At 57.6% G+C, this 17,754-nt stretch carries 19 protein-coding genes; 9 read left to right on the forward strand and 10 right to left on the reverse strand.

All coding sequences use genetic code 11. From position 1 onward, the window contains the following. Window positions 1–116 precede the first annotated feature (116 nt). The 3 genes from ACR0NZ_RS09150 to ACR0NZ_RS09160 all read left to right on the forward strand — a co-directional run bounded on the left by ACR0NZ_RS09150 (window position 117) and on the right by ACR0NZ_RS09160 (window position 4,390). Window positions 117–1,763, forward strand: a complete 1,647-nt coding sequence (locus tag ACR0NZ_RS09150; RefSeq protein WP_480518405.1) for an electron transfer flavoprotein-ubiquinone oxidoreductase — start codon at window positions 117–119, stop codon at window positions 1,761–1,763. A 103-nt stretch (window positions 1,764–1,866) separates the two neighbouring features. Continuing rightward, the gene (locus ACR0NZ_RS09155; protein WP_480518407.1) at window positions 1,867–3,579 is read left to right on the forward strand and encodes a tetratricopeptide repeat protein; all 1,713 of its coding nucleotides are present in this window, start codon (window positions 1,867–1,869) and stop codon (window positions 3,577–3,579) included. After that, complete coding sequence (locus ACR0NZ_RS09160; RefSeq protein WP_480475031.1) at window positions 3,569–4,390, forward strand: 4-(cytidine 5'-diphospho)-2-C-methyl-D-erythritol kinase; 822 nt, start codon at window positions 3,569–3,571, stop codon at window positions 4,388–4,390. Before ACR0NZ_RS09155 ends, ACR0NZ_RS09160 begins: the two co-directional genes overlap by 11 nt. On the opposite strand, the gene ACR0NZ_RS09165 is transcribed toward ACR0NZ_RS09160, so the two are convergent. Then, window positions 4,383–5,381: a polyprenyl synthetase family protein gene (locus tag ACR0NZ_RS09165; RefSeq protein ID WP_480518409.1), complete on the reverse strand. Its 999-nt coding sequence runs from the start codon at window positions 5,379–5,381 to the stop codon at window positions 4,383–4,385. The genes ACR0NZ_RS09160 and ACR0NZ_RS09165 overlap by 8 nt on opposite strands. A 56-nt stretch (window positions 5,382–5,437) precedes the next feature. Here ACR0NZ_RS09165 and ACR0NZ_RS09170 point away from each other — a divergent pair, with 56 nt between their 5' ends. From ACR0NZ_RS09170 to ACR0NZ_RS09180, 3 genes are all read left to right on the forward strand, one after another. Continuing rightward, window positions 5,438–5,653, forward strand: a complete 216-nt coding sequence (locus ACR0NZ_RS09170) for a putative signal transducing protein (protein ID WP_050604033.1) — start codon at window positions 5,438–5,440, stop codon at window positions 5,651–5,653. Beyond that, entirely contained in the window at window positions 5,650–6,414 is a 765-nt protein-coding gene (locus ACR0NZ_RS09175) for a tRNA1(Val) (adenine(37)-N6)-methyltransferase (RefSeq protein WP_480475035.1), read from the forward strand. The genes ACR0NZ_RS09170 and ACR0NZ_RS09175 overlap by 4 nt, the downstream gene beginning before the upstream one ends. Before the next feature lie 131 nt (window positions 6,415–6,545). After that, window positions 6,546–6,710: a YdcH family protein gene (locus tag ACR0NZ_RS09180; RefSeq protein WP_083445267.1), complete on the forward strand. Its 165-nt coding sequence runs from the start codon at window positions 6,546–6,548 to the stop codon at window positions 6,708–6,710. Here the strand turns inward: ACR0NZ_RS09180 and yddG are convergent. From yddG to ACR0NZ_RS09225, 9 genes are all read right to left on the reverse strand, one after another. Further along, window positions 6,707–7,573 carry an aromatic amino acid exporter YddG gene (gene yddG, locus ACR0NZ_RS09185; RefSeq protein WP_480518411.1) on the reverse strand — a complete coding sequence of 289 codons (867 nt, stop codon included), beginning with the start codon at window positions 7,571–7,573 and terminating at the stop codon, window positions 6,707–6,709. The genes ACR0NZ_RS09180 and yddG overlap by 4 nt on opposite strands. Continuing rightward, entirely contained in the window at window positions 7,570–8,517 is a 948-nt protein-coding gene (locus tag ACR0NZ_RS09190; protein WP_480518413.1) for a transcriptional regulator GcvA, read from the reverse strand. The genes yddG and ACR0NZ_RS09190 overlap by 4 nt, the downstream gene beginning before the upstream one ends. Before the next feature lie 298 nt (window positions 8,518–8,815). After that, window positions 8,816–9,538: an acetoacetyl-CoA reductase gene (gene phbB / locus ACR0NZ_RS09195; protein WP_209506587.1), complete on the reverse strand. Its 723-nt coding sequence runs from the start codon at window positions 9,536–9,538 to the stop codon at window positions 8,816–8,818. A gap of 187 nt (window positions 9,539–9,725) precedes the next feature. Next, a complete protein-coding gene (locus ACR0NZ_RS09200) occupies window positions 9,726–10,901 on the reverse strand; it encodes an acetyl-CoA C-acetyltransferase (RefSeq protein WP_209506585.1) in 1,176 nt (391 codons plus the stop codon). A 190-nt stretch (window positions 10,902–11,091) separates the two neighbouring features. Beyond that, window positions 11,092–11,925, reverse strand: coding sequence for an EAL domain-containing protein (locus tag ACR0NZ_RS09205; protein ID WP_480518415.1), 834 nt, complete (start codon window positions 11,923–11,925; stop codon window positions 11,092–11,094). Window positions 11,926–12,028: 103 nt separating this feature from the next. Continuing rightward, entirely contained in the window at window positions 12,029–12,217 is a 189-nt protein-coding gene (locus ACR0NZ_RS09210; protein WP_480518417.1) for a hypothetical protein, read from the reverse strand. 91 nt (window positions 12,218–12,308) lie between these two features. Beyond that, the gene (locus ACR0NZ_RS09215) at window positions 12,309–13,280 is read right to left on the reverse strand and encodes a sterol desaturase family protein (RefSeq protein ID WP_209506579.1); all 972 of its coding nucleotides are present in this window, start codon (window positions 13,278–13,280) and stop codon (window positions 12,309–12,311) included. After that, entirely contained in the window at window positions 13,277–13,663 is a 387-nt protein-coding gene (locus tag ACR0NZ_RS09220) for a hypothetical protein (protein ID WP_480518420.1), read from the reverse strand. Before ACR0NZ_RS09220 ends, ACR0NZ_RS09215 begins: the two co-directional genes overlap by 4 nt. A 303-nt stretch (window positions 13,664–13,966) precedes the next feature. After that, window positions 13,967–14,533 carry a TlpA family protein disulfide reductase gene (locus ACR0NZ_RS09225; RefSeq protein ID WP_480518422.1) on the reverse strand — a complete coding sequence of 189 codons (567 nt, stop codon included), beginning with the start codon at window positions 14,531–14,533 and terminating at the stop codon, window positions 13,967–13,969. A 21-nt stretch (window positions 14,534–14,554) separates the two neighbouring features. Between ACR0NZ_RS09225 and argH the strand changes: the two genes are divergently transcribed. The 3 genes from argH (at window position 14,555) to lysA (ending at window position 17,710) form a co-directional block, all read left to right on the forward strand. After that, window positions 14,555–15,943, forward strand: coding sequence for an argininosuccinate lyase (gene argH, locus ACR0NZ_RS09230; protein WP_480518424.1), 1,389 nt, complete (start codon window positions 14,555–14,557; stop codon window positions 15,941–15,943). Continuing rightward, complete coding sequence (locus ACR0NZ_RS09235; RefSeq protein WP_480518426.1) at window positions 15,940–16,140, forward strand: argininosuccinate lyase; 201 nt, start codon at window positions 15,940–15,942, stop codon at window positions 16,138–16,140. The genes argH and ACR0NZ_RS09235 overlap by 4 nt, the downstream gene beginning before the upstream one ends. Window positions 16,141–16,444: 304 nt before the next feature. Further along, window positions 16,445–17,710: a diaminopimelate decarboxylase gene (gene lysA, locus ACR0NZ_RS09240; RefSeq protein ID WP_480518427.1), complete on the forward strand. Its 1,266-nt coding sequence runs from the start codon at window positions 16,445–16,447 to the stop codon at window positions 17,708–17,710. The last annotated feature ends 44 nt before the right edge of the window (window positions 17,711–17,754 follow it).

The raw sequence follows: 17,754 nt of genomic DNA on the forward strand, positions 1-17,754 counted from the left end.
TTACGCCGTGTTTCGATTGACCAAAGTCTTTCTGACCATGTAATCAGCCGTGAAACAAAATTGCGCAGATCCTGCAGTGACAGCGCCAATTCGGAAAGTAAGCTAGGGAGCCCGCGATGGCCGAGATTGAACGCGAAGCAATGGAATATGACGTGGTGATCGTAGGCGCAGGTCCTGCGGGCCTGTCGGCGGCCATTCGACTGAAACAGTTGGACGCGGATCTGAATGTTGTCGTGTTGGAAAAAGGCTCAGAAGTGGGCGCTCATATCCTGTCTGGCGCAGTTCTCGATCCCTGCGGGCTGGACGCTTTGATCCCGGATTGGAAGGCAAAAGGTGCTCCGCTGAACGTGCCGGTGCATGAAGACAATTTCTACATGCTGGGTGAGGCAGGCAAAATCCGAATCCCCAACTTCCCGATGCCGCCGCTGATGAACAACCATGGCAACTATATCGTGTCGATGGGCAATGTCTGCCGCTGGATGGCCGAGCAGGCCGAAGAGCTGGGCGTGGAAATCTTCCCCGGCATGGCCTGTTCCGAGCTGGTTTACGGCGACAATGGCGAAGTCAAAGGCGTCGTGGCCGGCGTCTTTGGTCTGGAAGCGGATGGCTCTTATGGCCCCAATACTGAGCCGGGCATGGAACTGCACGGCAAATACGTCTTCCTGTCGGAAGGTGTGCGCGGATCACTGTCCAAGGAAGTCATCGCCAAATATGACCTGTCTGTCGGCAAAGAGCCGCAGAAATACGGCGTCGGCATGAAAGAGATCTGGGAGATTGACCCGGCCAAGCACAAGGAAGGTACGGTCACGCACACAATGGGCTGGCCTCTGGGCGGCAACGCAGGCGGCGGATCGTTCATCTACCATCTTGAAAACAATCAGGTCTATGTCGGCTTTGTGGTTCACCTGAACTACAAGAACCCGCACCTGTACCCCTATATGGAATTCCAGCGCTTCAAGCATCACCCGATGGTGGCCGAGCTGCTGAAAGGCGGCAAGCGCGTGGCATACGGTGCCCGTGCGATCACCGAGGGTGGTCTTCAGTCGATGCCCAAGCTGGTGGCGCCGGGCGTAGCGCTGCTGGGCTGTTCAGCGGGCATGGTCAACGTGCCGCGCATCAAGGGCAACCACAATGCGATGCTATCGGGCAAGGCTGCCGCCGAGGCCGCCTATGACGCGATCAAGGCTGACCGTTCGGGCGATGAGCTGACCGCTTACGAGGCCGACGTTCGCAATGGCGCGATTGGCAAGGACCTGAAGAAGGTGCGCAACGTCAAGCCGATGTGGTCCAAGTGGGGCATGATCCCCTCGCTGGTGCTGGGTGGCCTGGACATGTGGACCAACACATTGGGCTTTTCGTTCTTTGGTACGCTGGGACACGGCAAGAACGATGCCCAGTCGACTGAGGAAGCCAGCAAGCACAAGCCGATCGATTATCCCAAGCCCGATGGGACGCTGTCCTTTGACCGTCTGACCAACGTGTCCTTTGCGGCAACCAATCACGAGGAAAGCCAGCCCTGCCACCTGCGCCTGACGGACCCGGATATCCCGGTCAAGGTCAACCTGCCCAAGTTCGACGAACCGGCGCAGCGCTATTGCCCGGCAGGCGTGTACGAAATGGTCGAGGATGACAACGGTCCGCGATTCGTCATCAACTTCCAGAACTGCGTTCACTGCAAAACCTGCGACATCAAGGATCCAAGCCAGAATATCACCTGGACCACGCCGCAGGGTGGCGACGGACCAAACTATCCGAACATGTAAGCAAAAAACCGGTAATGGCAGGGTCGTGAAGGCTCTGCCATTGCCTCTTGCCGACCGAAGCCCTAGCTTAACCGTTAGTCAACGATAGCAAGGCAGGATTTCGGTGGTTTCCCTGGTTCGTCGCGCGGCATTGTCCGTGCTGCTCATGTCGTCGGTCGCAGTTCCGGCCTTTTCAGAATCGGGTGCCGGTTCTTATCTGGCCGGGCGTCAGGCGATTTACGAAAGCGACTATTCTGCGGCGGAAAGATACTACGCCCAGGCTCTCAGGTTTGATCCGGAAAACGCGCTGCTCTTGGAAAGCGTTGTTGTCGCCCGCCTTGCGCTGGGGGAAATTGCCCGTGCTTTGCCTGTTGCAAAGCAGATCGAGGAAGCCAACATTCCAAGCCAGGCCGCGCGCATGGCGATTTCGGCCAATTTGATCGCAGACGGCAAGTTTGACGAACTTCTGGCGCGTGACCCTGAAACGCAGGGGATCGGTCCTTTGGTTGATGGGCTGATGATCGCATGGGCCCATCTGGGGCAAGGTGAAATGACAAAGGCCATGGATCAGTTCGATGCCGTGGCAACGCAGGAAGGCCTCAGGGAATTTGCGCTGTATCACAAAGCCATGGCACTGGCCTCTATCGGCGATTTCGAAGGTGCCGAGGTGATTTTTGCGGATAACAACGGCGCGGTTGCGCGGTTCTCGCGTCGGGCCGCGCTGGCCCGTACAGAGGTGCTGTCGCAGCTGGATCGCAACGAAGACGCCATACAATTTCTGGACGATGTGTTTGTTTCCGGTAGCGATCCGACCATTGAAGCCTATACCGGCCAATTGACCGCGGGCGAGACGCTTCCGTTCACTCACGCGGGCTCTGCGCTGGATGGAATGGCGGAAATATTCTTTACCGTTGGTGCCGCATTGAACAGCGAGGCTTCGGCTGACTACGTCCTGCTTTACGCACGACTGGCGAGTTTTCTGCGCCCTGACCACGTGGACGCCATTCTGCTGAGCGCGGAATTGCTGGACAAGCTGCAACAGTATGATCTGGCTGTTGCCGCCTATCGCATGGTCCCGGCCGGCAGCAATGACCACCATGCCGCAGAACTTGGGCGGGCCGAAATCCTGGACAAGTCCGGAAAAACCGATGCGGCCATTGAAGTTCTGCAAAACCTGGCGCTGCAAAATCCTGATTTGCCCAGCGTCCATGTTTCTCTGGCAGATCTTCAACGTCGTCAGGAAAACTATGCGGCTGCGGTTGCCTCTTATGACACTGCGATTGGTTTGACGGACAGTCAGGCAGGCGGGAATTGGTTCCTGCACTACGCGCGCGGCATAAGCCACGAGAGGCTGAAGCAGTGGGATCAGGCTGAAACCGATTTCCGCCGGGCGCTGGAGTTGAATCCGGATCAGCCGCAGGTGCTGAACTATCTGGGCTATTCTTTGGTAGAACGGAAAGAAAAGCTGGATGAAGCGCTGGACATGATCCAGCGCGCGGTCGAGGCCCGCCCGGATAGTGGCTACATCGTGGATAGTCTGGGTTGGGTTTTGTTCCGTCTGGGTCGTTACGAAGAAGCGGTCGAGCATATGGAGCGCGCGGTCGAGCTGATGCCCGTTGATCCGGTCGTCAATGATCATCTGGGGGACGTCTATTGGGCTGTTGGACGAGCGCGTGAGGCCGAGTTCCAGTGGAAACGGGCTCTGTCCTTCGTTGACCCCGAAGACACGGATGGCGAGGCTGACCCGGATCGCATTCGACGCAAGATCGAAATCGGACTAAGCGCCGTTCTGGCCGAAGAGGGTGCGGAACCTTTGAAAGTCGCAAATGGAAATTAAGGCGTTTGCGCCCGCCAAGATCAACCTGACCCTCCATGTGACCGGACGTCGTAAGGACGGTTATCACCTGTTGGATTCGTTAGTGGTTTTTGCTGATCTGGGAGATCAGTTGACATTCACACCCGGCCCCGAGCTGTCTATGGACGTGATTGGGGAGTTTGCTGAAGGCGTGCCCACGGACAACCGTAATCTGGTCTGGAAAGCGGCCGAAGGCGTCGGCTGGACCGGGCATGTAGACCTGATCAAGTCGTTGCCCCACGGGGCAGGTATAGGGGGTGGGTCATCGGATGCGGCCGCCACGCTTTGGACATTGGCAGGGCAGGGATGTGACGTCCCGCCTGACTTGCCGTTGTCACTGGGGGCAGATGTGCCCGTTTGCCTGGAAAGCCGGGCGATCAGAATGCAAGGCATTGGCGATCGTTTGGCGGCGGTGAACCTTCCGCACTTACCCGCCCTTTTGGTCAACCCGAATGTGCCGGTGCCGACAAATGCCGTTTTCAACGCATTGTCGTCCAGAGACAATCCGCCGATGCCTGAGTTAGTCCCAGATTTTGTAGACGCTGAAGTCTGTGCCCTGTGGTTGCGTGATCAACGCAATGACCTGCAGGTACCTGCCATGGGCGTTGCACGTGAGATCGAGCAGGTTCTGGACGAGTTGAACATGACCAATCGTGCCCTTGTAACGCGTATGTCGGGCTCCGGCTCGACCTGTTATGCGCTGTACCCCACAATGAAAGACGCGCATTTCGCGGCCTATGAGATCGGTGCGGCGCATCCTGAATGGTGGTGCCGCGCGACGCAGCTTAACTAAGGCGCGAGACTACGTAATCGGCCAGTTCGCGCAGCAGGCTGCGAATTTCATGATCAGGTAGAACATCCAAAGATGCCTTTGCCTTGTTCGCCCAGCCCAATGCGTCCTGCCGAGTTTCTTCCAGCGTTGCGTATTTGTCCATCAGGCCCAGCGCATGATCCAGATCGCCATCCTGTTGGCGGCCCTTTTCGATCGTGCGCTCCCAGAAAGCGCGCTCTTCGGGCGTGGCCTGTGCAACAGCCTTGATGACAGGCAGGGTCAGCTTTCGTTCGCGGAAATCATCGCCCACATTTTTGCCGGTTGTCTTGCTGTCACCCTGATAATCCAGCAGGTCGTCCGCAATCTGGAATGCGATCCCCAATGCGTCACCATAATCGAACAGAGCTTTGATCTGTTCTTCCGATGCACCGGCGATCACGCCGCCCACCTCGGTCGCAGCTGAAAACAAAGCTGCTGTCTTGCCGCGCACAACCTGTAGGTAAACGCTTTCATCTGTCCGCAGGTCGGTTGCAGCGGTCATTTGCAGCACTTCGCCTTCGGCGATGGTTGCTGAGGCATTGGCCAAGATATCCAGAACCCGCAGCGAACCCGTTTCGACCATCAATTGGAAGCTGCGGGAAAACAGGTAATCACCGACCAGCACGCTGGATTTATTGTCCCAAAGTAGATTTGCGGTCGGGCGTCCGCGCCGTTGGGCGCTCTCATCCACAACGTCGTCGTGCAGAAGGGTGGCGGTGTGGATGAACTCGACCGTGGCAGCAAGGCGCACGTGGTGCTCACCTGAATAGCGAAACAGCCGCGCCGCTGCCAATGTCAGCATTGGGCGCAGGCGCTTTCCGCCCGCCTCGACCAGATGCTGGGTCACTTCGGGGATACGTGGGGCATGGTCCGACGCCATCCGGGCGCGGATCAACGTGTTCACAGCCTCCATTTCACCCGCCAGAATTTCAGCGAGGCGCTCATGCGGTTTTGAGATCATGCCGACGGTCATCACACTCCTGATACAAGGCTCGACTTTCGCCCAGCCTTGCCCTTACATCCATCCCCATGAAAGAACTATTGCGCAGTACCGATCCGACGATCCTGGCCTTTGCATCGGCTCTCCTTGAAGGCGAGGATATAGACTGCTTTCAGATGGACGTAAATATGAGCATCCTCGAAGGTGGGATCGGGATCTTTCCCCGCCGACTGATGGTTCGCGCCGAAGACTTGACCCGTGCCGAACGTGTGATGCGCGACAATGAAATTCCGCTGGGCCGATGAACCGGTTTTCCGATAGTGAACTCAGCTGCAATGATTTCCTGGGGGGCAGGATCCGGTTGCTGCAACCTCAGTCGGGTTATCGTGCAGGGGTAGACCCGGTATTGCTTGCCGCATCCGTTCCGGCCAGGGCAGGTCAGTCTGTGTTGGAGCTGGGGTGCGGTGCCGGGGCCGCCATTCTTTGCTTGTCCTCACGAGTGCCCGGCTTGCACCTGACAGGTATCGAGCTACAGCCTGCCTATGCGGAATTGGCTCGCAGAAACGCGGAAATCAACGGGATAGAGCTGGAAGTTGTCGAAGCCGACCTGACCGCTTTGCCCGAGGCGCTTCGGCAGCGCCAGTTCGATCACGTCATTGCGAATCCGCCCTATTATCGGGCGGGGGCGCATAGCCCTGCAAAGGATGCTGGAAGAAGTGTGGCCCTGAGCGAAGACACCCAGTTGGCCGACTGGATTGCAGTGGCTGCCAGACGCCTTGCGCAAAAAGGGTACCTGCACATGATCCAGAAAGCCGATCGACTGCCCGACATGCTGGCAGCGTGCCAAGGGAAATTGGGATCGGTAGAGTTGTTGCCGCTAAGCCCACGGACAGGGCGAGAGGCTGAGCTGATCATTCTGCGTGCCCGCAAAGGAGGGCGTGCGGCATTTCGCCTCCACCCACCTTTGATTCTGCACGCGGGTGAACGTCACGAAAAAGACGGCGAAAGCTATACGGATGCGGTATCGGCTGCGCTTCGGAAGGCCGCTGCCCTGCCCGGGTTCTGACGACGACCGGCAATGTCCAGCCGATTTTGTCGGATTTGTTTCAGATTCTGTGCGTCTGCAGCGTGACAGGGTGGAAACGATGTGATCAACTTCTTACGTGACATACAGACACGTATAAAAGGAGGATCGCAATGAGCGTGAGCGCACATCTGACAGAACTGAAGAAAAAGCACGAATCTCTCGGTCTAGAAGTAGAACAAGCCCAACGCTCGCCAGGCATCGATGATCTCCACATAGCCCAGCTGAAGAAACAGAAGCTCAAGCTGAAGGAAGAGATCGAGCGACTGTCTGCTTAAGATTTCAAACTGGAACGGGCCGCGATTAAGGCCCCGCCGGTAATCAGAAAAGCCGCGATCGCCAGCCCCCAGGATGGGGCAGCGATCCCGGCCATCACCAAAGCAAGTGTCGACAATAGCGGGGCCGCGTAAGATGAGGTCCCGAGCATTTGAATGTCACCCTGCTTCACCCCGATATCCCAGACATAAAAGGCCAGCCCAACGGGCCCAAGGCCAAGTGCCAGTACAGAAACCCACCCTAGTGTCGAGTCGGGCAGCACGGTGTCTTCCATGGCCAGATGCAGCAGACCCGAAGCCAACGCAGCCATCAGACAAAAGACCGCAACCGAACTGGTGGGTGTATCACCCAATCTGCGTGACAGAACTGAATAGCCAGACCATGTCATCGCGCAAAGCAGGGCCAATGTGTATCCTGGCAGATGTTGCGCCTGAAAACCTGCGCTCCCGCCTCCGGTGATGATCAAAGCAGCCCCAGCAAAGCCAAGGCACGCCCCAATCAAGTGACCAGCGCGAAGCTGCTCGCCCGGTAGCAGGCCGGAAAACAGAACGATAAGAAGGGGCCAGAGATAGGCAATCAGTCCGGCCTCGGCCGCGGGGGCCATGCGTAGGGCTGAAAAATACAATGCGTGGTACCCGAACAGGCCCAATGAACCGAACAGGTAGGTCGTCCAGGGGATCTGTTTCAACCCGCTGAACCCACCGGTTGCGGCTGTCCAGATCAACCCAAGTGTACCACCAATCGAAAAGCAGATCGTGTTCAGCAGCAAAGGCGGTGTAGGTGCAGAGCCGACGGTCAAAAGCGCCAGCAAAGCCCATAATAGTACTGCCCCAAAACCGATGGCTGTTGCGCGCGTTTTGGTCATGATCCGGGAACCTCTTCGATCGGAATAATGTCGAACTCATCCGAAATATGTGCGGTCTTTTCAATCTCGGTCAGGAACCAATCCCGAAATGCTGCGATCTGAGGACGTTTCTCGGCCCCCGGAAGGCACAGGAATCGGAACCGGCCCTGCGTTTCCAGCGCGACCTTGAAGGGGGCAACCAGCCGACCTTCGCTCAGGTCCTTGAGGATCATGGCACGCCGTCCAAGGGCGACACCAACACCAGCGACAGCGGCGTCAATCGCGTGATCTGCGTTGGAAAAATGCGCCCCATGAGTGGGTGTGAAATCGATACCCACAGCGCGGAACCAGGCAGGCCAGTCGCAGGGTGGGGTCAGAAAGTTGATCGAATCGTCGTGGATCAACGGTGCGTCGCGCAGGCTGTCTGGCGTGGTGAATTGTTCCGCCAGCTCCGGGGTCATGACCGGAGTCAGCCACTCCTTTCTTACAGGTACGGAATACAGCCCCTCATCGGCGGAATTGCCAAACCGGATGGCAACATCCACATCATCCCGCTCCAGATCCATATTGCGCAACGTGGCCGAGAATTTCAGATCGATTTCCGGATGCGCACGGGCAAACTCGTAAAGGCGAGGCGCCAGCCACTTTGCGGTCAGCGCCGGACCTGCGGTGACGGTCAGTCCGGTGTCATCCTCCTGCCTGCGTACGGCACGCCACGCGGCTTGCAAGGTGGCAAAGCCTTCTGCCGCGCCGGGGGCCAGGGCGCGGCCCGCATCGGTCAGTTCCACAGCGCGGTTCAGACGGCGGAACAGAGGGCGGCCCAGATGCTCCTCAAGCGATTTGATCTGAAAGGACAGGGCCGCTGGCGTCACGTGCAGCTCTTCCGCCGCTTTCGCGAAGGACATGTGCCGGGCCGCGGCATCAAAAGCCCGAAGCGCGGTAAGTGGGGGCAGATAATCACTCATAGCCAAGAAATTCTTAACTGAAGGTTCAGGAAACTTCGTTTGTCACGGCTTTAGGTGACCTTCATATTCACATCAGGTCAAGCAAAACTGAATTGAAAGGCGGCTGCCATGATCGAGATGACAACAAATCCCGCCGCCCAAGTGGCGATCCTGCGCGCTCATGAAGAGCGTGGCAAGGTGGTCCGGCAGATGTGGAATTGGGTATTGGGTTCCCGCTGATCGCAGCGCGCGCGTTCTTACGGGATCAGAAAGGGCCGGTCCAAAGGGGCCGGCCCGTTTTTTTGTTCACAAGCCTGGATCAGACGAAGAACTGAGCACCGTTGGCCGAGATGGTCGAGCCGTTGATGAACTGAGATTCGTCCGAGGCCAGGAAGGTCACACAGCGTGCAATCTCTTCAGGCTCGCCCAGACGACCGGCAGGGATCTGGCCAATAATCGATTCGCGTACCTTTTCAGGCACCGCCATCACCATCTCGGTTGCGATATAACCGGGGCAGATTGCGTTGGCCGTGATGCCCGCCCGCGCGCCTTCCTGTGCCAGAGATTTCACGATGCCCAGATCGCCAGCTTTGGTCGCAGCATAGTTCACCTGAGCGAACTGGCCCTTCTGACCGTTGATGGAGCTGATGACGATGACACGGCCAAACTTGCGCTCGCGCATGCCAGGCCAGACAGGGTGCACAGTGTTGAACACGCCGGTCAGGTTGGTGTCGATCACGTCTTTCCACTGATCGGGTGTCATTTTGTGGAAAGGTGCATCACGGGTGATGCCAGCGTTGGCGACAACGATATCGATGGGGCCAACCTCGGCCTCAACCTTTTCGATACCTGCTTTGGATTCGTCATAATCTGCGACGTTCCACTTGTAGGTCTTAATGCCGGTCTCTTCGGTGAATTTCGCGGCGGCTTCGTCATTCCCTGCATAGGTGGCCGCAACGTTATATCCTTCGGCTTTGAGCGCCTTGGAAATTGCTGCGCCAATGCCGCGGGAACCGCCGGTAACGAGTGCTGTACGTGCCATTTAGGACTCCTCCAATTTTAGTCGCCTTGGTAATGCTGTTACTTTGAGAGATGCTTGTGCGCAATATTGTTTCGTCGTTAAGGTGTTTATTTCGGATGGCAATATCGTCGCATCTAAGGGGTACGACCCCAGTTTAACAAAAAAGGGCGTCCCGTGGACGCCCTTTTCTATTTGGTTATTCACGCACTTAGTCGCGCTCCACACACAGGGCGACACCCATGCCGCCGCCGATGCACAGAGTGGCCAGACCTTTCTTTGCGTCGCGGCGCTTCATTTCGAACAGCAGCGTGTTCAGAACGCGGCAACCTGATGCACCGATCGGGTGGCCGATGGCAATTGCGCCGCCGTTCACGTTCACAATCGACGGGTCCCAGCCCATGTCTTTGTTCACTGCGCAGGCTTGCGCGGCAAAGGCTTCGTTGGCTTCAACCAGGTCCAGATCGTCGACGGACCAACCTGCTTTTTCCAATGCCTTGCGCGAAGCGTAGATCGGGCCAACGCCCATGATCGACGGGTCCAGCCCGGCAGTTGCGTAGGACGCGATGCGAGCCAAAGGTTCGATTCCGCGCTTTTCTGCGTTTTGAGCCGACATCAACAGGGTTGCGGCGGCGCCGTCGTTCAGGCCCGAAGCGTTTGCAGCTGTGACCGATCCGTCCTTGGTAAAGGCGGGGCGCAGCTTTGCCATGGCTTCCATTGTAGCGCCGTGGCGGATATATTCGTCCTTGTCCATCACGATGTCACCCTTGCGGGTCTTGATGGTGAAGGGCACGATTTCGTCGACAAACTTGCCGGCTTTTTGCGCCGCCTCGGCCTTGTTCTGCGAAGCAACAGCGAATTCATCCTGCATGTCGCGGCTGATCTGCCATTTCTCGGCAACATTTTCCGCCGTCTGACCCATGTGATAACCGTTGAAGGCATCCCACAGACCATCGCGGATCATGGTGTCGATATACTTCATATCACCCATCTTGTGACCGGCACGCAGGGCAGCTGCGTGGGGCGACAGGGTCATGTTTTCTTGACCGCCAGCGGCGACGATTTCGGCATCGCCGAGTTGGATGTGCTGAGCGCCCAATGCGACGGCTCGCAGGCCCGAGCCGCAAACCTGGTTGATTCCCCAGGCGGCACTTTCCTGCGGCAAACCGGCGTTGATATGCGCCTGCCGAGCCGGGTTCTGCCCCTGAGCCGCAGTCAGCACCTGACCCAAGATGGTTTCGCTGACTTCGCCTTTTTCAATCCCGGCGCGCTCAACAACTGCTTCCAGGACGGCCGCGCCCAGATCATGTGCGGGGGTGTTCGCAAACGAACCACTAAAGCTGCCGACACCTGTTCGTGCGGCGGATGCGATTACTACGTTGGTCATATGATCAGTCCTTTACCGTCATTGTCTGGCGGAATGTCTGACGGCGCAGGCCGAGAGTTTCCCTCTCGAAACAAGAGCGCCCCGTTATCCCCCGCTCAAGTACTTCTGCAATAGCGTAATGCTGCACTTGCAGCAACGGGCAGCTTGTCTCAGCTTGGGAAATGGCGGAAAAATGTCGATCACCCACGGGTCAACTTGCTGTTTTTGAAATTTTTTCCTGTTTCCACGGGGGTGAAACACTGGGCGCGCCAAACAGAAAACCCTGCATGCAATCCACGCCACTTTCAAGCAAAAATGCCGCATCCTTCTGAGTTTCGACCGATTCGGCAGTGACCAGAATTTCAAACTCACGCGCCACGGCAATCAGGGCCCGCACCAAAGCCTGGTTGTCGGGGCTGTTGCTGATGCCCCTGATAAACTGACCATCGATCTTGGCGGCGTCGAACAGAAACTCGCGAAAGTGGCGGAAACTGAAATTGCTGGCACCAAAGTCGTCCAGCGCAAAGGCGATGCCGCGATCCTGAAGGCGGTCCATGAAGTCGACCACCAATTCAGGCACCTGCATGGCAGAACTTTCGGAGATTTCTAGGATCAGCCGTTCGCCCAGCTGCGGGTCCCGTTTCAGAAACCGGTCCAGTATACCGGACCAGTTGGAATAACCGATCGAGCGGGCGGACATGTTGATCGACAGGCGGATCTGGGGGTTCTTCACCAACGTGCGCAGACCAAGTTCCAACGCGACGCAGTCGAGATCACGTCCGATCGGGGTGTTTTCAACCTGCGGCATGAATTCGCGGGCGGGTATAACACGCCCTGTTTCATCCATCACGCGAATGAACCCTTCATAAAACGCGATGCCATGCGGCGGGTGCGCCTGAACAACTGGCTGAAAGGCCAACCGACATTGCTTGTGCTTCACAGCATCGGTTGCCATCTGAACCACCGAACGATCCCGTGTTGACACTGCTGCATTCAAAGGGGTGTCCAACCCTTCGGGAAGATTGGCGAGCTTTTTGTTTCCCATAGGCGCAGATTCTCTTGTGTCCGAAACAGGTGTTTTGACACAGTTTCGGGGCAAACAGATGAATCTGCGGTTAAAGCGTCAGAAGAAGTTGCTTAATGCGGTTTCAGCGCGCGGACTGTCCGGCACGGGCCAGTGATACCGCGGCTCCAAGAAGGGCTCCTGTCGCACCCAGAATCATCAGGACAAATCCCAGTGCGATCAGCGTGCCAACAAAGCTGCCGAGCGCGGCAAGCATGGCCAGCAACAGGCCAAATAACCCGACGAAGGTCGAAATGGTTGCCAAACGTTTCATGCCGCCCCTCGCTCAACTATGCGCCACATTCAATGACCGATATGGCGTGCAAAGGCTGGAGTTCAAGTCGTAGTGGGGCCTGACAGCTGTGTCAGGCCTGTTCCGCCTGTCCTTTCGGCAGGATCTTGTCGACCTGCTCAAATCCGGGCGTTCCCCGGTCCTCGGGGTGGCGAGCCAGGTGCTTAGCTTTTATCTGTTCCGAGTTGTCGCGGCTGCCGTCGTGGCTGTAACCCGGCGGTGCGAAACAATAGGCCAGACGTTGCCGCAGTGTCAGGCCGGGCTGCGTGGCGTCGTGCCAGATGCCGACCCATTCGTGAAACGCAACGCGCAAAGGGTTGAAGGTGCCGATATTGTGAACCAGCCCGTAATCGACCCGGTCGTTTTCCTGTTCAGGCACAAATGTCCCGAACATCTTGTCCCAGATGATGAAAACTCCGGCGTAATTGCAATCCAGATACCGTGCGTTTCGGCCGTGATGCGCGCGATGATGGCTGGGGGTATTCATGACCGCCTCAAACCATCGGGGCATCTTGCCGATGGCCTCGGTGTGAATCCAGAACTGATAGATCAGGTTCAATCCGCCAACGAACAGAACCATGGCCGGATGGAAACCCAGCAGGATCAGCGGCGCGCGAACGACCATCATGAACGTAAAGGTATAGGTCCAAGTTTGCCGCAGCGCTGTGGTCAGATTGTAGTGCTGCGAGCTGTGGTGGTTGACATGGCTGGCCCAGACCCAGCGAATGCGATGCCCAAAACGATGTACCCAGTAATAGCGAAGATCATCCAGAACAAAGCACAGAATGATAACGGGAATTGACGTGCCAAGATCCAGAGGAGTGATCTGCCAAAGCCACATGAAAAACGCATAGGCGATAAAGCCCAGCAAAAAGCCCGACGCGATGTTCCCGGCCCCCATGATCAGCGAGGTCACCGCATCGCGCGTTTCATACCGACCGCCTTTGCCTTTGACTGCGATCCACAGGAATTCTGCCAGAATAGCAGCGATGAAAAACGGGACGGCCCATTGCACCGCATCGGGGAAGCTTACCTGGTCTGTCATGCGGGCCTCATCAAGTGTTGCCAGTGCTGGCGTTCGGTCTGGTCAAGGTGAAGGGTCGCGCGTGGGGAGCTGAAGTCGTGAAACCGAACTTCGATGCCATTGGCAGTCTCAAGCCAGTCGAAATCCTGGAGTTGCCGCGCAACGGTGTCGGCCCCGAAGGACCAGATCAACCCGGCCCCATTCTGTGTCCGCACCAGCGCCGCGTGACCGTCATGGGCGATTGTCACGTCGATCACCGTGTCATCGGGAAAATGCCGGAGCCACTGGCGTGGCGCCGTGTCCGGCGTCAGCACATGCAACCGCGACTTGCCTGTCAGATGCAGCAACAGCGTAATCCCGGCTATGCCCCCAACGACCAACACCAATAGAATTTCCAGCGGCATTCCGTCCTCCTTAGCGCAGAGTGCAAAGGAGTCGAAACACTGTCAAAGGTGGCGTCGCGTCAGCTGTGTTCCAAAACCAAGGCTTTGATCGCAGCCATCCGACAAGCAGGAATACTAGTCGGAGATCATGTAGGTTACTTGATCTCCCTTGCCTCTCTTGCGTACATCTTTGGTGGTAGCAGCATCGGTGGCCATCCAAAAAACACCCGCCATCGCGGCAACTCCTGCAATAGAATTCATCAAAAATCCTCCGAGTTGAATGCCCGGAGGAAATCAAGATTTGCTGATATTAAGGCTAATTCCTCAGTTTTCTGCGCCAACAAGCGTCGAGATAATCGCCTTCGCGCTATCCGAGTTCCATTCAGCATCACCGATCAGCCGCGCGATTTCCTGACCTTCGGGATTCAGAATGACCGTGATGGGCAACGCGATGATGCCAAACTCGCGCGCGGCAGCCGAGCTGAGGTCCTGATGACGCGGCAGGTTGGAGATGCCATTCTCTTCAAAGAACTTCTTGATTCCTGCTGGCGAGTTGCGGCCTGTGGCAAGGGTCAGGACCTGAAACTTGTCACCCCCAAACTCGTCCTGCAATTCGGAGATCTGCGGCATTTCTTTGCGGCAGGGGGCACACCAGGTGGCCCAGAAGTTCAGCAGAACATACTTACCCTCATAATCGGCCAGCGTGCCGACACCCCCGTCATCTTCCCGCTGAAACTCGATCACTTTTGCCGGTTTGGGCTCCTCGTGCAGGATCAGACGTTTCAGGCTGTCTTCCCGCAGAGGAGCCAGCGTTTCTGCATCGGTCGCAAAAGCGGCGTTTGCACCCAGCGCAAGGGCCATATAAAGGGGGATCAAACGAATTAGGCGCATATCAACTCCGGGTTTTCTTACATGACCGATCAATCCTCGAACCAGATGTGGGGCGGCCGCTTTGCCGCCGGTCCAGACGCGATCATGGAGGCGATCAATGCCTCGATCGGGTTCGATCAGCGGATGGCAGCCCAGGACATCGCAGGCTCGCGCGCCCATGCGGCCATGTTGGCTGCCACAGGCGTCATAAGTGATAGTGATGCGCAGGCCATTCGGGAAGGGCTGCTCACCGTTTTGTCAGAAATCCAGAGCGGCACGTTTCAGTTTTCGACCGCGCTGGAAGACATCCACATGAATGTCGAGGCGCGGCTGAAAGAGATCATTGGCGAGCCGGCAGGCCGTTTGCACACAGGGCGTTCGCGTAACGATCAGGTGGCGACGGATTTCAAACTGTGGGTCCGGGATCAGTTTGATGCGGCGGAGTCCGGTATTCTGGCCCTGATCCGCGCGCTTTTGGCGCAGGCCGAAGCAGGCGCCGATTGGGTCATGCCGGGCTTTACCCATCTGCAAACTGCGCAACCCGTAACTTGGGGGCATCACATGATGGCCTATGTCGAGATGTTTGGCCGCGACCTGAGCCGAGTCCGCGACGCCCGTGCCCGAATGAACGAATCCCCGTTGGGGGCTGCCGCGCTGGCAGGCACATCCTTCCCCATCGACCGCCATATGACAGCGCGGGCGTTGGGCTTTGATCGCGCCGCCGCCAACTCGCTGGATGCCGTCAGCGACCGCGATTTTGCATTGGAATTCCTGTCGACCGCCTCGATCTGCGCCTTGCACCTGTCGCGTTTTGCCGAGGAATTGGTGATTTGGTCTTCGGCCCAGTTCCGTTTCGTGTCCCTGTCCGACCGGTTTTCGACCGGCTCGTCGATCATGCCGCAGAAAAAGAACCCGGATGCAGCTGAACTGATCCGCGCCAAGGTTGGGCGCATCTATGGGGCCAACACCGCGCTGATGATGGTGATGAAGGGCCTGCCGCTGGCCTATTCAAAGGACATGCAGGAAGATAAGGAACAGGTCTTTGACGCCGCCGACAACTGGATGCTGGCGCTGGCGGCGATGGAAGGGATGGTCAAGGACATGACCGCCAACCGCGACAGCCTTGCCGCCGCCGCCGGCTCGGGTTTCTCGACCGCGACGGATCTGGCCGACTGGCTGGTACGCGTGCTGGGCCTGCCGTTCCGGGATGCGCATCACGTCACCGGATCACTGGTGGCCATGGCCGAGGGTAAGGGTTGTGACCTGCCCGACCTGACACTGGACGATATGCAATCGGTCCATGGTGAAATTTCGGATGACGTCTACTCTGTCCTTGGCGTCGACAATTCGGTAAACTCGCGCCAGTCCTACGGCGGTACCGCCCCCGATCAGGTGCGGGTCCAGATCGAACGATGGAAGGCAATGGTATGACGACCGCGCTACGTGCGATCCTGATTACGGTTTCCGGCCTGGTACTGGCCGGGTGCGGGGCTGATGGCGAGCCTGACCAACCAACTGCCCCTCAGCCCGCGGTCAGTGCCACAATCGGGGTTGGATCAAGCGGTGCGTATGTCGGCGGAGGTGTCGGCCTAAGTCGCGGGCCGCTGGGCATTTATCTTGGATTCTGACCCCTTTGCGTGTTGCGCCTCCGGTCCTGACACCTCATGTTGCGCGCGCGTATCGATCACCTGTCACACAAAGGAATGGTATTGAGATGAGAATTCTGGGACTGGTTTGTGCACTTGCGGTTTTGGCGGCCTGTGAGCCTTCGTCAGCGCGACGCCCGGAACCTGCGGCCGAACCAAAACAATCGGGCACCGGCATTTCTATCTCGGGCTATGGCCGAGTTGGTGTTTCAACTCAAAACTAAACCGGGACCAAGGATACGGAATCCATTGATCCGAAGTCCTTTTATGGTCTAAGCGCGCAAGCATGGATCACTTTTTGTACCGCGACGGCGCGCTTTACGCCGAGGATGTCCCCGTCTCCGAAATTGCAGCCGCGGTTGGAACACCGTTCTACGTCTATTCCACGGCTACATTGTTGCGGCATTTCAAACTGTTCGATGACGCGTTGGACGGCACCGATCATCTGATCTGCTACGCGATGAAAGCGGCCAGCAATCAGGCGATCCTTAAGACATTGGCCCAAGCAGGCGCTGGGATGGACGTGGTCTCGGGTGGAGAATATCTGCGGGCGAAGGCGGCTGGTGTTCCCGGTGACAAAATCGTGTTCTCAGGTGTGGGGAAAACAGCGGACGAGATACGCATAGCGCTGAGCGGTGGCATTCGCCAGTTCAACGTCGAGTCCGAGCCCGAGATGGAAGTGATCAACGCCATTGCGCTTGATCTTGGCGTAATAGCGCCGATCACCGTCAGGGTGAACCCGGATGTCGATGCCAGGACGCACGCTAAGATTGCCACCGGCAAGTCTGAGAACAAGTTTGGCATTCCGATTGCCCGCGCCTCGGAAGTTTACGCCCACGCCGCCAGCCTGCCGGGGCTGGAGGTGATCGGCATCGACGTTCATATTGGCTCGCAACTGACCGAACTTGAACCGTATGAGCTGGCCTACACAAAGGTGGCCGAGCTAACCGAACGCCTCCGCTCTGAAGGTCACAACATTCGGCGTCTCGATCTGGGTGGTGGTCTGGGCATTCCTTACACCCGGTCGAACAACGCACCCCCATTGCCGATTGAATATGGTGCGCTGGTCAAGAAAACTCTGAGCCATCTGGGCTGTGAGATCGAGATTGAGCCCGGACGCCTGATCGCGGGCAACGCCGGGATCATGGTCAGCAAGGTGATCTATGTGAAATCAGGCGAAGGTCGCGACTTTTTGATCCTTGATGGGGCGATGAACGACCTAATCCGCCCCGCAATGTACGAAGCTTACCACGATATCGTTTCGGTGCAGGAACCTGTCGCCGGTGTGGAACAGCGCCCTTACGACATTGTCGGTCCGGTCTGCGAATCCGGGGATACCTTTGCCAAGCAGCGCAATATGCCGCCGCTGAAATCGGGTGATCTGGTCGCATTTCGCAGCGCGGGTGCATACGGTGCGGTGATGTCCAGCGAATACAACACCCGCCCGTTGATCCCCGAAGTTCTGGTGAATGGCGATCAATTTGCAGTCATTCGTGAACGGCCAAGCTTTGACGAAATCATAAACCGCGATACCATACCATCGTGGCTTTGACGCGATAACCGCGCGGGCCCGTCCCGGAGGCCCGTCTTGACCAA

Source organism: Ruegeria sp. AE3 (assembly GCF_056542225.1).